The organism is Teredinibacter purpureus (assembly GCF_014217335.1).
Classification (GTDB): Bacteria; Pseudomonadota; Gammaproteobacteria; order Pseudomonadales; family Cellvibrionaceae; genus Teredinibacter; species Teredinibacter purpureus.
On sequence record NZ_CP060092.1, the window covers coordinates 3,336,018 to 3,356,254 of the forward strand.

The window sequence follows — 20,237 nt, forward strand, 5'->3', positions numbered from 1 at the left end:
CATCACTGCTCATTCAACCTCTCCTATCAACCTCCCTTTGCCCCTCCGTCATATTCCGAAGACGTTACGTGAATATAGCCGCCATCAATACACTATCTACTGATAAACCCATCATTTTGTATTGTTTTCGTAATAGAACGGGCCTAAAATCGGCAACAGAAGTGGGAGAAATAATGCAGAATGAGTTTTTGCCCTATTCAATTTCCGGGCAAAACAAGGGCTCTTCAGCGTGCCTAAATTTAACCGAGAACATTTTCTTGTTTGCACTCTAGGCGTTGCCCTCCCCTTCTTTGTTTGTTATATCCTCGTATAAGCAGGCGCTACCCCATGTCTAACTCACCGTAGTTTCGGTTTGAACGATACGGTAAAAATGGAATTTGGATTAGACCTGCTATTAAATTTAGTCGTTTAATAGACAGTAAAGCAACAAAGGTTAAAGAAAGACAATGTCAGAAAAAATTAACGGAACCGTTAAATGGTTCAACGAAAGCAAAGGCTACGGCTTTATTTCTCGCGATAGTGGAGCCGATCTTTTTGTGCATTTTAGCAATATTACCGGCTCAGGCTTCAAAACCCTGAAAGAAGGTCAGCCAGTTACCTTCACTGAAGGTTCTGGCCAGAAAGGCCCTCAGGCAGAAGAAGTAGAACTCGCTTAACACATTAAGCGCCGACTAATTCTACTCGCCACTGATGTGTTGCTTGCTACAGCCTGAGTCACCAACCAGAACTCATGCCCGATTCTCACAAATGTGTATTTAAAGGCACTGTGCAACAACACTATTATCATTTTTTTCGTACGTTTTAATCTTTCATAGCCAATATTAAACCCTCAAAAAATAAGGGCCTCAACCAGGCATTGCATAGGTACACCTTCCTATTACCCCGCTTTTCTCAGCACTGCATCCATTAGTCCGACCGGTAATACAACTTTTAACGCCGCCATTAAATACGTTGGAAACGTAACGCGATAGCGCGCGCGCGGCCGCTTACTTTCAAGTGCATGAATCAATTTCTCTACCACCGCTTCGGGCCCCAATGTAAAAGGCACCGCTGGGCCAGGTTTCTCTAAACGTTCTAACGCTTCCCCATAAGCTAAGGCATGTCGACTATTATCAGTATCGATATTTTGCTTGAGCGCACTCAGCGCATTTTTTCTAAATGCCGATGCTATAGGGCCAGGTTCAATTAGTGATATTTTTACAGGCGAGCCCTTGAGTTCTAGCCGTAGAGTATCGGTTAGGCCTTCTAGGGCGAATTTGGCCGCGTTATACGCCCCGCGCATAGGCATAGCAACAAAACCAAGTACTGAGCTATTTTGAATAATACGCGCATCGTCCATTGCTAACATCGAGGGTAGTAATTGGATAGTTAATTGATGCGTACCAAATACGTTGACGTCAAACTGCTGCCGTAACACCGCCCGAGAAAGATCCTCAACAGCACCAGGCTGACCATAAGCGGCATTATTAAATAAACCGTAAAGCTTGCCTGCCGTCATTTTGATAACAGCGTTTGCACAATTGTTCACAGATTCTTCATTCGCTAATTCTAGCAATAGAATATCGGAGGCCGTAATCCCAGCGTTAAGTAATGGGGTTTTGTCTTCCTCTTTGCGTACCGTAGCAATAACTCTATAACCGCGCTTATGAAGCATAATCGCTGCACTTTGCCCTATACCACTCGAACAGCCCGTAATCACAACGGCTTTTTTACTGCTGTTTTTCATTCCAAAATCTCTTTAATTTAATGATTGATTTAGATATTGCAATGTTCGATCGATTGCTTTTGCGAGTTTTTCTGAGGCCTGCGACTGAACAAATAATCGGTAACGCTCAGTTTCATCAAACTCATAAATACCTTTCGCTAAACCAACAGATTCTACTACCCACTGCTCAATACGCATGTCGAAAGGCTGAACCTTATTGTCCGATGGTGCTTGTGCACGGTATGCAAAATCCTCCCATGCGCCAGCACCCCTGTCCCACAACTGATGAAGATTCAGTGCACAATGTTTTGCGCGGCCACCCCTAGTAACACAAACACCATTCCCGCCTCTGTCGTGCTGGCATTCAACGTTTGAACCCGAAAAAGCATGAAGAGGTTGATGTATATCCGTAATCAAGTGGACGATAAAACTGAGTAGCATAGCTTTCTCGGGAACGGCATTAGCCTGTTCAAAACGCATAACAAGCTCGGGTAAAACAGTGACCAATTTCCCCTCATTGGCCCACAGGCAACCACTTAATTGATTGCCTGTAGCAATATCGTAAAAAACGTTATGGTAATGCCAAAACCGTGTTGGTATATCGGCTATAAGGTGTAAGGAGGAGGGAATTTCAAGTGCACTTTTGGCATACAACTGCCTTAAAGTTTTATCGCGTACAGTCTCGGGCCAAAGCGCAAAGTAGCAGAGCGACTGCGCCACTAAGCAAGGTAAATTGCGTTTAGAGGCTACACTCGGGCTACCATTCAGCGTATAGAGCGTATCCGCCAATTGCCGATACTGATGCTGTTGAGAGATCTCAAGCTGCTGGTCAATGGCCAGTACTGCGAGTGTATGACCTTTAACATTCCACCCCAATACTTTCGACGGCAGCATGCCAAAGAGCAACACACAACACCAAACAACTCGAATAGAAAACAAGGCCGCCCCTTTAGTGCGTTAAAATCGCGTAGATGCATTTTTTAAAACGTCGACTAATGTGGCGCCCCGCCTTCGTTGGGGCTCCGCAGTATAAGAGTACTCATTTATCTTAGCGTTCAGCGCAAAATTCTACACGATCACATTACCGTGAGGCCCTTAGCACAGAGCGCCACGTAGAAAGCGTAAGGCTTTAACACGCCGATTTATTGTTTTTTACGCGAGGTTTTCACTAAATCGTACGCTGTTTGAATTTCCTGCGCGCGCTCCGTTGCCATTTTCACCATATCTTCCGGCACACCACGCCCGGTTAATTTATCGGGGTGATACTCGCTCATGAGTTTACGGTATGCGCGCTTTAAATCTGTATCGGATACGGAAGGTTTTACGCCGAGAGCCGCGTAAGCAGTACTTAAGTCATTCTCACTGGCTTGGGGGCCAGAGCGTTGTTGACCACCCTGCCCCTTATAGAAGTGACTTTGCGCTTTAACCATGCCAATTAGGTGATTAAAGGCAAATCGAGAATACCCCAAATCTTGTGCTACTTGAGACAAGATACGCTCTTCAGCCTCATGAAAATGGCCGTCAGCGAAGGCCAGTGTTATTAGGTACACCAATAAGATTTGCTTTAAATCTGGGTAGCGTCCACATGCCACATTAAACGATTGAATTGCCGCATCAACAGAATAGTCGGCCTCTGTTCCTTGCTTAAACAGCGTAATAGCTTTTTGTCTTGCCGAGGGGCCAAGGTTCATTTTGGTCATTAACTGTTCTGTGCCCGCAATTTCATCTTCTGACACTCGGCCATCCGCCTTGGCGATATACCCTAGTAACGGAAACACAGCATCAAAAAAAGCGCCTTCAATTTCTGCACGCTGCCGTGGATTAAACTGTTGATTAAGCCCCGATCGCCCTCGATCAAACATATGACCAACGAGTAGACCAATGATAGCGCCGACAATACCAAAACTTGATAACCCAATTAACGCTGCGACTATTTTCCCCATGCGGTGTGACCTTATTAGCAAAACGAGTATTGCCCACGATTATACCGACTATTCCATGAAAACTGGGGCCAATCACGCCTGTAAATCGCAAGAAATTATCACGCCCGTGATTACTTTAGGCTTAACCTGCACGTTAAGAGGGATAAGCGATTGATAGGCGTTCTCTTAAAAGAGGGGGTTGATCAACAGGAAGCAGCCTAGATAATTGAAATTTATACGCTCGAATAGCCAATATTCGGCAGTATTTTAAGGTATTTCGTCTCGTTATTGGGTTAGAACCTTAGACTGATTGTGCAGGAGAGTCGGTGTTTTTCAAGCTAGCTGCTCGGTGACGCAGAAAATAACCGCCGTAAGATTGGTTCCGACGACGAGCCCCTTGAGAGTCCAGCGATTAATATGCCTTTCTCTCGAGTTAATCCGTACTACTATCATTTTTAATGTAGAACGTTAAAACAGAACCCTCGCCTAATTTACTCGATAGACTAATTTTCCCTCCGTGCATTTCGACAAACTTCTGTACTAAATATAAGCCAAGCCCGGTGCCTTTCTCCACACCAAATTTATCGTCTACTTGGGAAAACTGTTTAAATAATTTACGCTGGTCTCCCTCTGCAATACCCACACCACTGTCAATTACCTCGAACCCGATGTAGCCCGGCTTCCCTTCTCTCTCAAACGCACGCAAGCTCACGTACCCTTGCGCTGTTGCTTTGACCGCATTCGATACTAAATTCGTTAAAATTTGAATAACTTTATGTTTATCACAATACAATCGCCTATCACCTTCGAGTTCATACACGCGAAATTCAAGGTTTTTCTCTTCCGCTAAAATTCTTGTTTCTGCATGCGCCTCTTTCATAATGCTATTAACGCCAGCCCAACTAAGATGCAACCGCGCAGTACCTGATTCAATCGCGGCTAAATCCAAAACATCTTCGATAAGTTCTAAAAGATAATTGCCATTGCTATTAATGCGCTGTAGTGCTTCTATATGGAAGTCATCAATACTTCCCTCAAGCTTAATTTTGAGTCGGCGACTAAAACCTATTATTGAATTTAAGGGTGTCCGCAATTCATGAGACATTTTGGCAAGAAACTCCGTTTTTGCCTTGCTGGCTTTTTGTGCCTCGTCACGGGCAACTTCCAGCTGTGTTGACCGCAAATTAAACCAATGCGCCAATAACCCTAACTCATCATTCTGGTCGTATTTAAGCGTTAACCTTGATTGAGCGGTTTCGGCAACCGCGAATGAAAGCTGCTCTACCATATTATGAATTGGATTAAGAATACGAGTACGCAAAGCCAAATAAGCGATAACACCAAACACAAGCGTCGCTAACGAAATATAGATGACCAGCTCTTTACTTACCGTGTCGGTGAGCAGTAAGTATGCTGATTTACGAAAAACAGTTACCACTTTCCAGTTGGTTGTCGGCATTTGGAATACAATAGCCGACGCGCTCTCGGCCAAAATGCTATCACGTACAATCTCGAATCGCTCTACCTCTTCTGGGTAAAGGTTGCCGATACCTCTATAACTTAACAGGTGCGCAGCTATACGGCGGGCCTCTCGGTTATCAATTTGGTAACTACTTTTTTCAAGTAAATTGACGTTAACATTATATTCGTCGGATCTTTCCGAAAAACGGCTCAAAAGACGCTCTTCAATTAATTCAAGGTGTTGAGAAAAGGACGCAAAACTTGGCTGGATATCCGCGAGTTCATGTGCGTAGATAAAATCAGGCGTAGTCGCGCCGCCCTGATTTCGTTCCGTTATCACGCGATCAGGATAAGGGTAAGCTATAAATTTATTATTTCTATCCACCACAAACGCGTAGGCGTCGACACCATTGGCTAGCTTATCGAGCGTACGAGAAACACTATCGAGCTTCAAATCGACGGTGGCAACACCAACGAAATTGCCATTATCAAACATGGGAGCCGTACACGTGACCATGGGTTGAAGTGAATACGGATCGGTATACGATTTTGACCAATAAACGTCACCCGGTTTTAACAGCCTCGCCGGTACATACCACTCCTCGTTATGATAACCGGGGCCGTTAGTATCATTGTAATCATCATAATATTCTAACTCCCCTGCTTCGTTTCTACCCCAAAAAAAGCTTCGTCTCACCACTCCCCGCTTAAAGGCATGCGGTTCTGGCCATATGCCGCCACCGGCAATAATCGACTCTTCTCCTGTCTGGTTAAGTAAATCGGGAATACTGTGATTAAATAAATAGGCTTCTTTAGGAAGTGACACGCCCGCGACAGCAAGACTACGAGTGATGCCCGCAATTTGAGCTAACTCTTGCTCCATAGCCAACGCAATATTTTGCCCAAGCTGAGCCTGAGTATGCTTGCCTAACTGCTCGAGTAACGGCCTGCCTTTAAACCAGATAACAGACGAGCTCACCAGCAGGATTAAGGCTATCAAACAGACTAGCCCAAGTATTAGCTGGCTTGATAATCGGAATCCAAACGCTTTATGCGCGCGATTATCCAGTTTTTTGTGACTCGTAACGTGATTCGCCATTGGGTATCGAATTAGGCATCCTGTGACTAGAAATCCGTCGGCGACAAACTTCTAATAGATAAGAGTTGATAATAATTAGTGGATATAATCAGGATAGACTAGGTATAGAAAGAATATATTGAAATGCGACTTTTTACGGTTCTGTGATTGCGCGCTGTCGCCTAACTCTACATGGACGGCATTATTTCGCCATTACTGCCTTTAGCCGGTCGTAGGCTTGTCGCACTTCATGGAACTCCTGCTCTGAGCCTCCCCTATCGGGGTGGCAGGCCTGAGCCATTTGTCTGTAACGAGCGATCACCTCTGGCCATGTCGCTTGGGGCGTTAACGATAGCCGAGCAAGAGACTCTTCTCTCTGGTCAAGCGAATTGAACTTTACCCAAAAAGAGGACATCAGAGCAACAACCGATTCGGACGTTGCCTGAGTATAATGGGAAAAGTCGAAATAAAAATCACGCAGTTCGGCCACAATGCTGTCGGCGCTGACAGCATGCGAGCCCACGGTTTTTTCGTTTGTACGGGTAAGTACAAGCCCTGTGGGTGCTATCGCCATTTGATAAGGAGCATAGTCTGTTGGGGTATCGTTAAGACAAAAAAAACAGTGTCGTACAATGAAATGTTTTTGGAAGAGTGAAAGTAACGCATCTGAAGACCAAACCAACCCGTCTATATGAGTTACGGCCTGAATACAACTGTACTCCTCAATCGAAAAACAGATGCTACCCTCTGATACGGCATGCGCTAACGCGGTCTGAACAGTGTTGTGTATTAAATATTTCGCTTCACGAATACTGGACGCTTTAGGCTCTTCCAACGCCGACTCTCCTTAACGAGATAGTGGCCTGATTAACTAAAACTGAATGGAAAAGGCCCTGTATTTCTAGCAGAACATTAGAATCACGCCCTACAGCCTAGCCATTCTTACCCCTAAGCATAGCCTTTAGTTCTGCTAAATCCTTTCGAATATTTTGAAGCTCGATATTTTCTTTACTAAGCTCTTCTTCAACAAGCGTTTGATGCTCTTTTTCCATGACGTTAACGACAATGCCAATGACCATATTCAAAAAGGCAAAGGCAGTAAAAAAGATAAATGATAAGAAATAGATCCAGCTCAGTGAATAGACTTCCATTGCCTCGTACATTACGTCTGTCCAGTCTTCGAAAGTCATAACACGGAATAATGTCAACATACTAATCGATACATCGCCCCACAGCGTAGGGTTTATATCGCCAAAAAAGGTACTGCCTATAGCCGCATAGATATAGTAAATAATGAACATTAACAGCATGACGTAGCCAAGCTGAGGCAAGGCTTTTAGTAGGCTGGTTATTAATACTCTTAACTCGGGTATTACCGAGACCATCCGAAGCACACGAAATATGCGAATGAGGCGCCCAACAATGGCTAAATCAGAATTTTCTATGGGAATTAAACTGACGGCAACAATAAGTGTGTCGAACACATTCCAGCCACTGTGAAAAAAGCGAGACTTATTCTCTTCCGCCAAAAAACGAATAGTGATTTCAACCAAAAATATAAGCGTTATTAACCAATCTAAAACCGCAACGGCTTTCGCGACGCCTTCAGGGATATCATAGGTTTTGGCGCCGACAATAAGCGCAGAAAACACAATAATCCCAATAATAAAGAATTCAAAAACTCGATTCGCTTTAATATTTTGAAACAGTTTATTTAACGTGATAGCAGACATAGAAATGTAAATGGGTAACCGTGTTTAAGAAGCCGCTTAAAGTATATAAATGATGGCGCTATCACCTTGTTAATACAATTAAAATAGCGCCGTAACGAATGGATACCTGATTATTCTGTACTGTCACCCTCACTATAGAGACAGTCGCGAGCAAACAAAACCGCATCATCTTCGGTCCATTGATTGTTCGGCCGCTCCATAAGCGCTTCGCACCATTCTTCTGTCATTTTTTTTTCAGCGCAACCCAGTAACATGACGTACAGCAGCCCTAAAAAAGTATATACCCCAATACGATAACCAATATTCATTTGCCTACTCCTTTCGCCATGTAGTTCCCGTGGCGGAGTCTTCCAACACAATACCTTTGCTTTTAAGCTCCTGACGAATTTCATCGGCACGCGCATACTCTTTATCTTGTTTTGCCTGATGCCTAGCAACAATAGCTTGGTCTATCCAATCCGTATCGTCGTCTGCGCTTCCTTTAAACCATGTTTCTGTATCTTCTTGTAACAACCCCATTAAATTGGCAAGCGCTAATAGCAGGCCTTTTTGATCGCACGCGTCTTGACTTGAGGGCTCTGACTTATTCATAGATTTTGCTAGCTGATGTAATTCACTTATTGCCAACGGCGTATTGAGATCATCCATCAACGCGTTAAAACCGGGATTACGTCGAAATGATTCGTCTGTTGGTAGGTTCTCTTGCTCAACCCGTTGCAGTGCGCAGTAAAGGGAATCTAGGCTAGACTTCGATTGCTCTAATAGCTCAAAGGAAAAATCCAATTCCGAGCGATATTGTGCAGAAAGTAAGGCGAAACGTATAACTTCGCCGTTGTAGCGTTCCAACAGCTCACGAACTGTTCGAAAGTTGCCCAACGATTTCGACATTTTTTCGCCATCGATATTAACATAGCCGTTGTGCATCCAGTATTTAACGTATTGCTCACCTCCATGAGCACACTGGCTTTGAGCCCGCTCATTTTCATGATGAGGGAATATTAAGTCACGGCCGCCGCCATGAATATCTATGGTATTACCCAAATGTTTTTCTATCATTGCAGAACATTCTAAATGCCACCCAGGGCGCCCTCTTCCCCAAGGACTTTCCCAACCGGGTTCTTCTGTACTACTGGGTTTCCAGAGCACAAAATCACCGCCGTAGCGCTTATAGGAAGCCACTTCTACACGGGCCCCTTCTAGCATGTCGTCTAAACAGCGGTTCGATAATTTTCCATAATCAGGCATCGATTTAACATCAAACAAAACGTGTCCGTCCGCCTCATAGGCATGCCCTTTTTCAACCAAGGTGGCTACCATATTTATCATGGGTTCAAGGTGATCGGTGGCGTAAGGGACGATTGTTGGCGGTAAGGCATTGAGTTGTGCCATGTCACAATCGTAAGCGTCGGCATAACGACGGGCCAACACCGATATTGGCTCCTTATTTTCTGCCGCCGTTTTCATAATTTTATCGTCAATATCGGTGATGTTACGGGCATAAGTGACGTCATCATATAAATAACGCAGTACACGAAACAAGGTATCAAACACTACAACTGGGCGCGCATTGCCAATATGTACAAGGTTGTAAACCGTAGGGCCGCATACATACATTTTCACGGTATTAGCCGTAATTGGCTCGAAACGTTCTTTTGTTTTTTTGGCTGTATTGTAAATAGATAAAGTCATAAGGCTACTTGAATTACGTTGGTATAAATATCTTGTGATCGTTAAGTATGGATGTAAACTTACGGCGTTATTTTTGATCCATTTTCGCCCAGCTATCGCGCAAACCGATGGTGCGATTAAAGACTAATGCCGTTGAGCCAGTATCGCGGCAAAAATACCCTTCACGCTCAAACTGATACCCCTCACCCAAACACGCTTGCAATAAACCTTTTTCACCTTTGCAATTGGCCACAATGGTAAGGCTTTCGGGGTTAATACTCTCAAGAAAGTCTTTACCACCGCTATCTGGTGAGGCTTCCGTAAATAGGCGGTCGTATAAATTTACCGTAAATTCGGCGCAATCGTGTGCTGCCACCCATTGAATTACACCCTTGGCTTTAATGCCGTCGGCAGGGTCATTGCCTACTGTATTTTCAATAATACGGGCGTGAACTGCGATAATATCACCCGCATCATTTTTGATCGCTTCGTCGGCTTCGATAATATAAGCGTTACGCAAACGCACGCGCTTACCAATAACCAGACGTTTATATTTTTTATTCGCTTCTTCTCGGAAATCTTCAACATCGATATACAGCTCACGACCAAATGGAAGTTCACGTGTGGGCAAATCGTCTCTATTAGGATGGCCCGGCGCCGTTAGCAATTCTACTTTTTGTGCGTCGTAATTGGTGAGCACCACTTTTAAGGGATGCAATACGCACATTGCTCGCGGTGCATTTTTATCGAGGTCATCGCGTATCGCATGCTCTAGCATCGCCACATCGACCACGCCATCCGACTTAGTAACACCAATCATGTCACAAAATTTTCGAATAGATGCGGGGGTATAACCTCTGCGCCGAAAACCTGCCACAGTGGGCATACGAGGGTCATCCCAGCCGTCGACGTGTTTTTCGTCGACTAATTGCTTCAGTTTACGCTTCGATGTCACGGTGTAGTTTAAATTTAGCCGGCCGAATTCATATTGTTTCGGTTTAGTAGGCACGGGCAAGTGCTGTATAAACCAATCATATAAAGGGCGATGATCTGCAAACTCGAGCGTGCATATAGAGTGCGTCACGCCTTCAATGGCGTCTTCTTGCCCATGAGCGAAGTCGTAAGTTGGGTAAATACACCATTCGGTACCCGTTTGATGGTGAGCCTGCTTGCGAATACGGTATAGAATAGGATCGCGCAAATTAATGTTGCCGCTAGCCATATCGATTTTTGCACGCAACGCTTTTGAGCCTTCATCGAACTCGCCGTTTTTCATACGCTCAAGTAGGTCTAGACTTTCCTCTGCCGGCCTATCTCTATATGGCGAGTTTCTACCCGCGTCCGTCAAAGTGCCACGGTATTCACGTGCCTGATCGGCCGTCAAATCGCATACATAGGCATTGCCTTCACGAATAAGGTGTTGGGCCCATTGGTAGAGTGTGTCGAAATAACGTGAGGCATATCGAATCTCACCCGACCACTTAAACCCGAGCCATTCCACATCACTCTTAATAGCCTCAACATATGCCATTTCTTCTTTTGCAGGGTTTGTATCGTCAAAACGTAAATTACAGGCACCCTCAAAGGTTTCCGCTAGGCCAAAATTCAAGCAAATGGCCTTAGCATGGCCAATATGGAGGTAGCCGTTAGGTTCTGGCGGAAATCGTGTGACCACCTGTTGATGAACCCCTTCCTCAAGATCTTTCTTAATAATTTGCTCAAGGAAATTTAGTGGTTTGTCTTCAACGCTCATGAATCGATAACTCGTCTGCAAGATGGGTAAATGTGGCCTAGCGTTAGAAATGTTGCTAGATTTTCTATACTGGCAAAAACGCGTATTATAGCCGCCTTCCGCCAGTGTGCGCAGGTTCATTTTGGCTAGCGCACACACTTTAAAACGCCCTAATGTGTAATAGGACATAGAAATGATTAGATTACAGACGAATTTTGGTGACATTGACGTTGAATTAGATTTCGACAAAGCACCCGTAACAGCCGCAAATTTTAAGCAATACGTTGAAGAGGGGTTTTACAACGGTACAATTTTCCACCGCGTGATTAAGGATTTTATGATCCAGGGCGGTGGATTCAACGAAGATATGAGCCAAAAAGAGACGCGGGACAACATTGAAAACGAGGCCGATAACGGGCTTTCCAATGACAATTTGACCCTCGCAATGGCCAGAACTATGGACCCTCACAGCGCAAGCGCTCAATTTTTCATCAACGTAAAAGATAATGGCTTTCTCGACCACAAAAGCAAAGATATGCAAGGCTGGGGATATTGCGTATTTGGCAAGGTTGTAGCCGGTGCTGAAATCGTAGACAAGATTAAGGCTGTTCCAACCGGTAGCGCACACGGCCATCAAGACGTACCCGTTGACGCCGTAATCATCAATACTGCGACTATTGTCGACTAAACCCTCTCTAACGATAAAACAATACTATGACCGACTTCTTTATTTCGGACCTACACCTTCATGCCTCACGCTCAGCTATTGCTGAGGCATTTTTTTCGTTTGTCGAAAAAACAGTGCTATCCAAAGATGAAGGCGATCCATCCCAAAATCGTTTATATATTCTCGGCGATTTTTTTGATGCTTGGATTGGCGATGACGATGACGATACTTTTGCTGCATCCGTTAAACTTAAACTGCGTGGCTATGCCAATACCGGCCTCCAGTTATTTTTCCAGCATGGCAACCGCGATTTTTTAATTGGTAATGATTTTGCTAGTGCCACTGGCATGACATTACTACAAGAAGAGCATGTTATTACGGTTAACGGTGACGCCGTTTTACTTATGCACGGTGATAGCCTGTGTGTCGACGATGTGGAGTACATGCAGTTTCGTGCTCAGGTACGTAACACTGAATGGCAACAGCAGATTTTGCAACTGCCACTTGAGCAACGCCGTGTTATGGCACAACAACTCCGGTCGCAAAGCCAATCAATGAATGCAATGAAGGCCGAAGATATCATGGATGTTAATGCGCAAGAGGTTGAAAACGCGCTGGCTCGCCATGAACTTTCAATTCTAATTCACGGTCATACCCACCGCCCAAATGTTCATGAACTTAAAGAACAACAGGGTTTACGGTACGTACTCGGGGACTGGGAATCGAACGGTTGGTATATTCGTGCAGATGAAAAGGGCTTACAGCTGCTTTCTTTTACTTTGTAGGTTTCATGGTATAACGGTGTAGAGTTTTCTCTCTCACCGCAAAAAATCAGGCTGTAATACTGATTACAGCCTGATTTGTTTTTCTAATAATAACTACTCTTCTATCGTATTCGTTTTAAGTCGCTTCTCGTAAATCATTTCAAGCTCATATAAATCTTGCTGTAATTCGAAAAATCCATGCCAATGCGCATAATCTGCCGCGCCCATCATGGCACCCTGCCTTGCTCGACGCCCCTCGTGGTGCCAGAGGTAGTAATACTTCACTTGGAACGGATCTGTCCACGGGTTTTCTTTTAATAAGTTCTTTTCTTTTAATTCATTTAACATGGCCGTTGCAGGCTGATAATAAGCCTCATTATAGAGGCGAACAGCTTTATCGCCTTGCGCAAAAAAACCCTTAGTATGTGATGGGCTATGGCAATTGTGGCATACAGATTCCATTTTCTCTCGACCTGCAGGACCATCCCCTAGCAATGGACTTAAAACATCATCAGAACCGCGCACTTTTGACTCTTTGGCCCATAAATTCCAGTACAAACGTTCACTGACATTATGCGTAACGGTAAGCTCACCGATCCCGCTCATATGGCAGGTTGCGCACGTAGGCGCTCTATAATCCCCTGGTTCCCACGCATCGGGTGCGGTATCCCAGCGCCAATCAGCTGAATCTGTATTGAAGATATGACCGTGCTTTGAATTGTTAAAAATCTCGATATTTGGATGGTCCGGCCCCAAATGGCAAGAAGCGCAAGCACTAGGTTTACGCGCTTCGGCAATATCAAATTTATGACGACTGTGGCAAGCCGTACAGCTACCAGTAGAGCCGTCGGGGTATACGTTACCCATACCATTGTTCGGCCAAGTTTCCACTGTTGGCCTATTGTTTTCATCAAGCAGAAGTTTAGTACCGTGACATTGCATACACCCAGTTTCGGATGGCGCCCCTTGAAGCTCTGGGTGATTACGCCCCTCGTGAATATTGGTCAGCGCATGCAAATTATCTTTCGGTACGATCTGGTGATACGCCCTAAAATGCCCACTATTATCGAATTGTTTTTTTGCATCGACATGACATCGACCGCAAACATTCGGTGAAACTAAAGCTGTAATATAAATATCGGTGCCGACTAAGGACTCGTGCTGAGTGGCCATGGGGGACTCTTTCGTCACCGCATGACAATCGATACACGAAACACCTGCATGCGCATGTCGGCTCATTTTCCAGTCTGCTACTTGGCCAGGGCTTTCTACTTGGTGACAACTAATACAGTCTTGCCCAATGCGCGAAATATCGCGTTCCATCTTCAGGGTTTTGACCTCGGCCACCCCTCCCACGTTAGCGTAGACGCCTGCAGAACAACATAGCAGAGCCACAAACAATAACCCCCTTTTAATCATCATTATTCTTCTCCCAACCATGCTTTTCTAGATGAATACCCAAATTAGAATGCCCTACATTTTCGTGACAGCCCACACAATGTAGGCCCTCCTCTTCTTCGTTAAAGTATTTACGGTGAGGAAGAAAAGACTTTCGATTGGCTTCGCTTGTCGTTGATAAATATTTATGACACTGCAGACAGCCAGAATCGTATACGTAGCGTTCTCGATTTAATCGGTTACCATGCCAATCAATATCCAATGGGTCTTTTAATATTTCCATTGTAGGGTCGACAATCCCATGGACACCCTTTACCCATAAATAGTGCAGTGCGTTATCTTGAGGAATGTGACAATCACTGCAGCTGGCGCGCCAACCCGTGGTGTTATTACCGCCATGTAAATCTTCACGGTACGAGGTTCCGATAGGTTTATGTGAATGACACCCCGAACAAAACTCATGGTCGCCAGTGGTATGAATAACCGTATCTACAAGTGCCCAGCTTAATGACATAAATAGCCCTAAAGCAGACCCAATAATCGAAAATTTAATTAACTTTTGATACGTCATCAAAATCCCTTGTTTTATTATGAATAAAGCCTTTGGATTACGAGTATCGAAAACTGACCATGAAGTGTTATTTAACAAAGGCTAATAGGTTTTGGTGATCACAAATTGGATATAAATCAAACTACCAGCAATTAACTAGCGTAATTCATTACGGCAATACAGTTCTTAGTAGACGGCGTTCAAGCTAAAGGGTTGGAAGTTGATTTAGCCGCCCGAAAATTTACCGGTATACGCAACGTGAAGGTACTGCCCTTTCCAAACTCACTACTAACAGACACATTGGCGCCCAACAAACGTGACACGTTAGCCACTATTGCTAGCCCTAGCCCTGAGCCTTGACCAACAGCAAAACGTGTATTGTCATCAAATTGTTCAAAACGTTTAAATAACTTTTTTTGATCCTCAGGTTTAATACCCAAACCTGTGTCTGATACGCGAATTGCCACGCTCATATCACCGTACCCAGACTCTATTTCGACTTTAACAAAACCTTCATTGGTGTACTTTACGGCATTAGATAATAAATTAAACAATATCTGTCTAATTCTAACAGGGTCCGACTGAACCTCCGGAATACTGGCTGGATTAAAAACTAATTCAATACCTTTTTCCTCGGCCGCAGGATTGATTTGAGAGGTGCAATCCATACAAAGTGCGCTTAAATCTACGTTAGTAATCTTCAGCTCTAGCTTATTAGCTTCAATTTTACTGAGATCCAAAATATCATTGATCATGGCCAGTAAATGACGACCATTCCTTTCAATTGCATCCACCGCTTTTAGCTGACGCTCATTTTTTGTATCTAATTGTTTTCCCAGCCTAACGGTAAATCCAATTATGGAATTAAGTGGCGTACGCAGTTCATGAGACATATTGGCAAGAAATTCTGTTTTGATAGAAAGCGCTCGCTCCGCGCGTCGTTTTTCTATCTCTAACTCTTCATTCAGAACTTTCTGATCGCGAACCATTTTTTTACTTTCAACCAACAGTTTAATTGTTTGTTCGTTTTTTGACTTAAAGACATTAGCGGCTGAAGACAACAAACCAATCTCATCCCTCCTGTTCACAGCAGGAATAGAGCCCACATCTTTTCCTTCTGCCAACTGAATAAAAACGGAGGTAATGGCCTCTACCGGCCTCGTTATACGCAAATAGAACAAAACAAACACTATGATGGCCAATAAAATTCCCGCCATTGACAGGATACTGCTCCACACATTATTCGAACTCATGCGTTCTTTTGCCGTTAATCGCGTATTATCGGCCCGCTGTGAAAATATATCCTCAAGCGTTTTTCCATGGTAGAGAAATTCATTTGCTGAACCAGTCATAACAACATTAATGAGATAAACGTAATGGCGAGTCAATGCTACAATGCGAGAAAAATTTTTCTGGTAAACCTGTAGATTTTGATTAACAGCCACTCGCTCACTATCACTACCGGTTATACCTGCCAAAAGTATTCTGGCTTCCTCAACTCTCCTATCAAACTCCGTAATATGATTGTGATCAAATGATGCCAAATAAGAGAGTGAAGCCCCATGTGCGAGAAGAACAGAATTTTCTATTGCCATCAGCTCTATGTCGGTGGCGTTAATCATTGGAATTTCCGCTACGGGTTTGGCTTGTAAATGTCGAGTAATAAGCTCACTGCGCTGTATACGCATACCCGTTACAACATCAAAATTTTGCTTATAATCGTCCAGATGCTGGGCCATGACATTAATCGATTCGAGATATTGAATAACAGAAGGATAACTTTTTAATCGTACGAGCCTATTTACTATTTGAATGTAGTAAAAATTTACCTTTTCTATCGCACCAGGGCTGGACGTTTCTTTGAAAATCAATATATTGCGTTGTAAGTCAACAATATCTTTTTCCACTTCACTTAGGAGATATGAAACACCTTCCGTTTCGATTAGCTCATCTAGAACATCGTTAAATAGACGGTTGGTAAGTGAAGAAAAATAGATAAGCGAAGCCAGCGGTAACACCATTAAAAAAAAGGCTGCCACAATTTGTGTTTTTATTGAATAAAAGCTAGGTGTTTGCATAATAACCGCGAATGAGGAAAGTCCTTTAAGTTCAAGATTAAAACGTAATTAATCAATTACATGCTAATAAACTCGTACCACTTTTGCAGGCTATAATCGTAGCTTGGCATAACCGTATTCCAAACAGCTACGTTGCTAAAACGTTTTAAATAAGAGCCTCCCGTTCGAACAGCACCTGCTTTAACCGACACATTGCCATCGGTGCCCTTTAGCGGTGCTCTTGCTGCCTCACCTTGATACCAGTAACCCCACTCATCATCCGTAAGCAGTGTTTTGGATCGTTCAGGGTTGGAAATATAGTAACCCTGCCTCGCGATATAAGCGCCAGGCCACCCAGAAAGCCACCAATTCATATAATCATACGCTGCGTCTTTTACCTCATTCTTGGCCTCAGAAGATAAACACATAACCCCATGCCAGCCACGGTACCCTTCTTTCGGCGCAGCGTACCTCACCGGTATATCGAGGCCATTTAACGCGGCTACCGCCGGCGAAAACATACTTTCGATAACCACTCTGCCCGACTTCATAAACTCCACAGATTCTGGAACAGATGTCCAAAAACCACTGAAGTGCCCTCTGCGTTTTTTCTCAGCCAAAATTCCAAACAATGTATCTATCTCGGTACGGGTCATAGCGCCAATATCGTTGAAGGTCATTAATCCAGATGCTTGTGCCGCGAGCGCCATATCAAATATACCGATGGTGGGCGCATTTACTACAGCCACTTTGCCACGATAGCGATTGTCGATAAGCCAACCCCAACTTTCGGTTTCGTAGGGAATTCCTGTAGCAATTGTGCGCGTGTCATAACCAAACGAATCTACATTGTGTACGTACGGCAAAAAACTAATGTCGTTACTCTCTATCGAGCCTAGCTCGCCCCCCGGTTGCACATATAACAATTTGCTGGGTGCATCACCGGCACCTATTTTTGCGTCTGGTGTCAGACGGCCGGTTTTAGTGAGTGAATTAACTTCAGGCCAATTAACAATGCGTGATTTATCAATTGGCTGAATGGCACTGGCTTCCCAAAGAATATTGATACTGTTCGACCATTGTTCATACAAATCGAAAGACTGGGGGAAAAGAGAGGCTTTTTGGAGGACGGCTGCGCTTCCTTTTGGTTCAAAGACAATGTTGATCCCAAGGTCGCTCATTGCCCGTTGTCGTAACTCTTCCTGCAATGTCACGTGCGTACCCAAAATACGCAGAGTTACATTTTTTTTTGAATGGACATAAGGAGCCTTGGCCCCCGTTATGAGTGCAGTTGCGGTGGTTGCAGCTGTTCCAATAAAGTTGCGCCGCGTGAGAGAAGCTGGAGTTCCCCCCTCTTCACCCTTTTTATTCCGAGCCATTCAACTACCCCAAATATCATTGCTAACTGAATCAACGCGACCCACGTAGCACGATTAGAACGAGGGCCTCCTCAATGAGTGTAGATGGGGAATACAGACCAAGCCAGCGGACTTTAGGAGAGTTAAATACTTGTAAAATCGGAATCTATGCGTCTACGAGACCACTATGAAATCGAAATTCATCATCAGCCGCATTAATAAGGTTTTTATCACGCTCCAAAAACAACGTGATACGATCTGATATATCGGCACCTCCTGCTGCTTTTCGTGCCAAACCGAGATAATCTTGAAAGTGACGGGCTTCAGACTTCAGTAAGGAGAGATAGAATTTTTGTAGTTCGTCATCAAGATGAGGGGCTAACTTTTCAAACCGCTCACAAGAACGCGCCTCGATAATGGCGCCCACAATGAGGGTGTCAATTAATCTTGCAGGCTCGAAAGTACGTACAGGCTTGCGTAGCTCCGCGGCATAACGCGAAGCGGTTTCCTGACGATAAGGAATACCACGCTTTTCCATAATGGCGATAACTTGTTCAAAATGACGCAATTCCTCCCTCGCAAGCTTCGACATTTTATTGAGTAGCTCAAAATCATCGACGTATCGATACATCAAATTTAACGCCGTACTTGCAGCTTTTTTCTCGCAATTGGCGTGATCTATTAATAGCATCTCTGGATGCTGAAGCGCTGACGCAACCCAACGATCAGGTGTAGAGCACAGTAAAAACTCATGAATTGTTTGTAACATAATTAGTGTGAAAAATACCGTTCGAGGTGGGCGCATGAAAGCGCATAAAATTCGGCGTCCATTATATCGCGAAGCTCCGTTAGTGCGCAGCTTTGCCATTCAACGTTTACTCTACAACCGAAAGTTTCAATATTTTGAATTTGCTTGGCGCCCGCCTTGAGTAAATCAAAAACCCAGCAATAGGGATCTGAATAATCATTTATTCGAATATCATGGCGCGCTAGCGCAGCACTTAACACGGAGATATTCACGATTTGTATTTTACTTTTTACAACTTGAGTCAGTAGTAATTGTAACCGATCTAACACCGCGTTTTTTTCAGTATCGCTGTAACCATTCCAATGAATGACTTCATGATTAAAACGTTTACAACCTCGGCACACAGAATCACCAATGCCGGTCGAGCATACGCCTATACAGGGAGTTTTAACGCCTTTTCCCGATTTGTTGGCAACGCTCATTTTAATCATCTATTCCGCCACTACTCTTTTATTAATTCAAGCACACCAAAAACACTGGCATCTATCCAGCCTCTGTTTCTTTCGCCATTAACCGCGGCTATATTTTCAGTGCCTATAAAATGGTCTCTTGTCTTGCCACCGTCGTTATCGCAATAGGCAAACATAAACCCCATAATTTTACCTGATTGTAGCGTTACTGGTTTTGCCGTTACTGCCCCGTCTTTATAGTCATCGGCATAGATATCCAGTGCTACCTCCCAAATTGTGGCGTCACCCGTTCGCTGCCAACGACTCATAAGGTGTTCGTTATAAAGATGAGGCTGTTTATCGAGGCCTGCATCCACAACCTGATTATCCAGTGCTATATGGTAGGCAAATGCATTGTGGTTATATTGATGATCGCCACCTGATGCATCTTCATCTACAAATATTTCTAAGGCTTCATCATCCCAATAATGACTGAGTGGATCCGCGTATACATCAGACAAACGATCGTCAATTATTTCGGCCAACACATACAGTTTTTTGTTGTCCCAGACGAGTTTAATTCGGCCACTAAAATCGTCTGCCGCGAGATTTTCACCGATAATAACCTGATCAATGGCTTTCCATTGCGCAGCCTCCCAAATGGTTTCCGATGCAATACCGTCTATCACTGGCGCTTGTGCGGCATAAGGCGCACGGTAATAACTTCTGCTGTCTTGCGCAAAGGCCTCAAAACAGTGCAGAAGCAGTAACGTAAACACCCAAATTGAAATGGGTTTCAAAACCGTTGTCATTATTATCATTTCCTCTAAGCTGGCATTATTTGGGCCGGAATATAGTCAGTTCAACGCAAAATTACTAGCAGACAACCAATGTTGCCCACTTTTAACCGCTCCACCTCGGCCGGAACTATCGGTCATTCACCAATT

General features: G+C 44.1%; 19 protein-coding genes. 3 read left to right on the plus strand and 16 right to left on the minus strand.

Features of this window, described 5'->3' with window-relative positions; translation table 11 throughout:
• The first annotated feature begins 446 nt into the window (after positions 1-446).
• Positions 447-656, plus strand: a complete 210-nt coding sequence (locus tag H5647_RS14570) for a cold-shock protein (RefSeq protein WP_045859585.1) — start codon at positions 447-449, stop codon at positions 654-656.
• 221 nt (positions 657-877) lie between these two features.
• On the opposite strand, the gene H5647_RS14575 is transcribed toward H5647_RS14570, so the two are convergent.
• From H5647_RS14575 to H5647_RS14615, 9 genes are all read right to left on the minus strand, one after another.
• Complete coding sequence (locus tag H5647_RS14575; RefSeq protein WP_045859587.1) at positions 878-1,726, minus strand: SDR family NAD(P)-dependent oxidoreductase; 849 nt, start codon at positions 1,724-1,726, stop codon at positions 878-880.
• A 12-nt stretch (positions 1,727-1,738) separates the two neighbouring features.
• Positions 1,739-2,644 (minus strand): S1/P1 nuclease, encoded by a 906-nt coding sequence (locus H5647_RS14580; RefSeq protein ID WP_162926405.1) that lies wholly within the window; start codon positions 2,642-2,644, stop codon positions 1,739-1,741.
• Positions 2,645-2,847: 203 nt separating this feature from the next.
• Positions 2,848-3,648 carry a co-chaperone DjlA gene (gene djlA / locus H5647_RS14585; RefSeq protein WP_045859590.1) on the minus strand — a complete coding sequence of 267 codons (801 nt, stop codon included), beginning with the start codon at positions 3,646-3,648 and terminating at the stop codon, positions 2,848-2,850.
• Between the two features lie 412 nt (positions 3,649-4,060).
• Positions 4,061-6,187 (minus strand): ATP-binding protein, encoded by a 2,127-nt coding sequence (locus H5647_RS14590; RefSeq protein ID WP_045859592.1) that lies wholly within the window; start codon positions 6,185-6,187, stop codon positions 4,061-4,063.
• Positions 6,188-6,368: 181 nt separating this feature from the next.
• A complete protein-coding gene (locus H5647_RS14595; RefSeq protein ID WP_045859594.1) occupies positions 6,369-7,001 on the minus strand; it encodes a DNA-J related domain-containing protein in 633 nt (210 codons plus the stop codon).
• Positions 7,002-7,098: 97 nt separating this feature from the next.
• A complete protein-coding gene (locus H5647_RS14600; RefSeq protein WP_045859597.1) occupies positions 7,099-7,899 on the minus strand; it encodes an ion transporter in 801 nt (266 codons plus the stop codon).
• 110 nt (positions 7,900-8,009) lie between these two features.
• The gene (locus H5647_RS14605) at positions 8,010-8,207 is read right to left on the minus strand and encodes a DUF3012 domain-containing protein (protein ID WP_045859599.1); all 198 of its coding nucleotides are present in this window, start codon (positions 8,205-8,207) and stop codon (positions 8,010-8,012) included.
• Positions 8,208-8,211: 4 nt separating this feature from the next.
• Positions 8,212-9,588 (minus strand): cysteine--tRNA ligase, encoded by a 1,377-nt coding sequence (cysS, locus tag H5647_RS14610; protein ID WP_045859601.1) that lies wholly within the window; start codon positions 9,586-9,588, stop codon positions 8,212-8,214.
• Between the two features lie 67 nt (positions 9,589-9,655).
• The gene (locus tag H5647_RS14615) at positions 9,656-11,320 is read right to left on the minus strand and encodes a glutamine--tRNA ligase/YqeY domain fusion protein (RefSeq protein ID WP_045861427.1); all 1,665 of its coding nucleotides are present in this window, start codon (positions 11,318-11,320) and stop codon (positions 9,656-9,658) included.
• A 172-nt stretch (positions 11,321-11,492) separates the two neighbouring features.
• On the opposite strand from H5647_RS14615, the gene H5647_RS14620 reads away from it, so the two are divergent.
• On the plus strand, positions 11,493-11,987 hold the full coding sequence (locus H5647_RS14620) for a peptidylprolyl isomerase (protein ID WP_045859603.1): 495 nt from the start codon (positions 11,493-11,495) through the stop codon (positions 11,985-11,987).
• Between the two features lie 26 nt (positions 11,988-12,013).
• Positions 12,014-12,751, plus strand: a complete 738-nt coding sequence (locus H5647_RS14625) for a UDP-2,3-diacylglucosamine diphosphatase (RefSeq protein ID WP_045859605.1) — start codon at positions 12,014-12,016, stop codon at positions 12,749-12,751.
• Between the two features lie 93 nt (positions 12,752-12,844).
• Here H5647_RS14625 and H5647_RS14630 read toward each other — a convergent pair whose 3' ends face one another.
• The 7 genes from H5647_RS14630 to H5647_RS14660 all read right to left on the minus strand — a co-directional run bounded on the left by H5647_RS14630 (position 12,845) and on the right by H5647_RS14660 (position 20,102).
• Entirely contained in the window at positions 12,845-14,152 is a 1,308-nt protein-coding gene (locus H5647_RS14630) for a multiheme c-type cytochrome (protein ID WP_200911589.1), read from the minus strand.
• The gene (locus H5647_RS14635; protein WP_045859606.1) at positions 14,142-14,699 is read right to left on the minus strand and encodes a cytochrome c3 family protein; all 558 of its coding nucleotides are present in this window, start codon (positions 14,697-14,699) and stop codon (positions 14,142-14,144) included. Before H5647_RS14635 ends, H5647_RS14630 begins: the two co-directional genes overlap by 11 nt.
• Before the next feature lie 179 nt (positions 14,700-14,878).
• Positions 14,879-16,756: a sensor histidine kinase gene (locus H5647_RS14640; RefSeq protein ID WP_045859608.1), complete on the minus strand. Its 1,878-nt coding sequence runs from the start codon at positions 16,754-16,756 to the stop codon at positions 14,879-14,881.
• A gap of 56 nt (positions 16,757-16,812) precedes the next feature.
• Positions 16,813-18,114, minus strand: coding sequence for an ABC transporter substrate-binding protein (locus tag H5647_RS14645; protein ID WP_045859610.1), 1,302 nt, complete (start codon positions 18,112-18,114; stop codon positions 16,813-16,815).
• A gap of 145 nt (positions 18,115-18,259) precedes the next feature.
• Positions 18,260-18,862 (minus strand): tRNA-(ms[2]io[6]A)-hydroxylase, encoded by a 603-nt coding sequence (miaE, locus tag H5647_RS14650; RefSeq protein WP_200911590.1) that lies wholly within the window; start codon positions 18,860-18,862, stop codon positions 18,260-18,262.
• A 2-nt stretch (positions 18,863-18,864) separates the two neighbouring features.
• Positions 18,865-19,332 (minus strand): DUF1289 domain-containing protein, encoded by a 468-nt coding sequence (locus tag H5647_RS14655; RefSeq protein ID WP_236074907.1) that lies wholly within the window; start codon positions 19,330-19,332, stop codon positions 18,865-18,867.
• An 11-nt stretch (positions 19,333-19,343) separates the two neighbouring features.
• On the minus strand, positions 19,344-20,102 hold the full coding sequence (locus tag H5647_RS14660) for a CBM9 family sugar-binding protein (protein WP_082087071.1): 759 nt from the start codon (positions 20,100-20,102) through the stop codon (positions 19,344-19,346).
• Positions 20,103-20,237: the final 135 nt, after the last annotated feature.

Bases quoted from the DNA above. Each gene is read 5' to 3' on its own strand.
- H5647_RS14630 (WP_200911589.1), bottom strand. From the start codon at position 14,152: ATGATGATTAAAAGGGGGTTATTGTTTGTGGCTCTGCTATGTTGTTCT.
- djlA (WP_045859590.1), bottom strand. From the start codon at position 3,648: ATGGGGAAAATAGTCGCAGCGTTAATTGGGTTATCAAGTTTTGGTATT.
- H5647_RS14605 (WP_045859599.1), bottom strand. From the start codon at position 8,207: ATGAATATTGGTTATCGTATTGGGGTATATACTTTTTTAGGGCTGCTG.
- miaE (WP_200911590.1), bottom strand. From the start codon at position 18,862: ATGTTACAAACAATTCATGAGTTTTTACTGTGCTCTACACCTGATCGT.
- H5647_RS14575 (WP_045859587.1), bottom strand. From the start codon at position 1,726: ATGAAAAACAGCAGTAAAAAAGCCGTTGTGATTACGGGCTGTTCGAGT.
- H5647_RS14640 (WP_045859608.1), bottom strand. From the start codon at position 16,756: ATGCAAACACCTAGCTTTTATTCAATAAAAACACAAATTGTGGCAGCC.
- H5647_RS14645 (WP_045859610.1), bottom strand. From the start codon at position 18,114: ATGGCTCGGAATAAAAAGGGTGAAGAGGGGGGAACTCCAGCTTCTCTC.
- H5647_RS14620 (WP_045859603.1), top strand. From the start codon at position 11,493: ATGATTAGATTACAGACGAATTTTGGTGACATTGACGTTGAATTAGAT.
- H5647_RS14570 (WP_045859585.1), top strand. From the start codon at position 447: ATGTCAGAAAAAATTAACGGAACCGTTAAATGGTTCAACGAAAGCAAA.
- H5647_RS14635 (WP_045859606.1), bottom strand. From the start codon at position 14,699: ATGACGTATCAAAAGTTAATTAAATTTTCGATTATTGGGTCTGCTTTA.
- H5647_RS14590 (WP_045859592.1), bottom strand. From the start codon at position 6,187: ATGGCGAATCACGTTACGAGTCACAAAAAACTGGATAATCGCGCGCAT.
- H5647_RS14600 (WP_045859597.1), bottom strand. From the start codon at position 7,899: ATGTCTGCTATCACGTTAAATAAACTGTTTCAAAATATTAAAGCGAAT.
- cysS (WP_045859601.1), bottom strand. From the start codon at position 9,588: ATGACTTTATCTATTTACAATACAGCCAAAAAAACAAAAGAACGTTTC.
- H5647_RS14655 (WP_236074907.1), bottom strand. From the start codon at position 19,332: ATGATTAAAATGAGCGTTGCCAACAAATCGGGAAAAGGCGTTAAAACT.
- H5647_RS14625 (WP_045859605.1), top strand. From the start codon at position 12,014: ATGACCGACTTCTTTATTTCGGACCTACACCTTCATGCCTCACGCTCA.
- H5647_RS14615 (WP_045861427.1), bottom strand. From the start codon at position 11,320: ATGAGCGTTGAAGACAAACCACTAAATTTCCTTGAGCAAATTATTAAG.
- H5647_RS14660 (WP_082087071.1), bottom strand. From the start codon at position 20,102: ATGACAACGGTTTTGAAACCCATTTCAATTTGGGTGTTTACGTTACTG.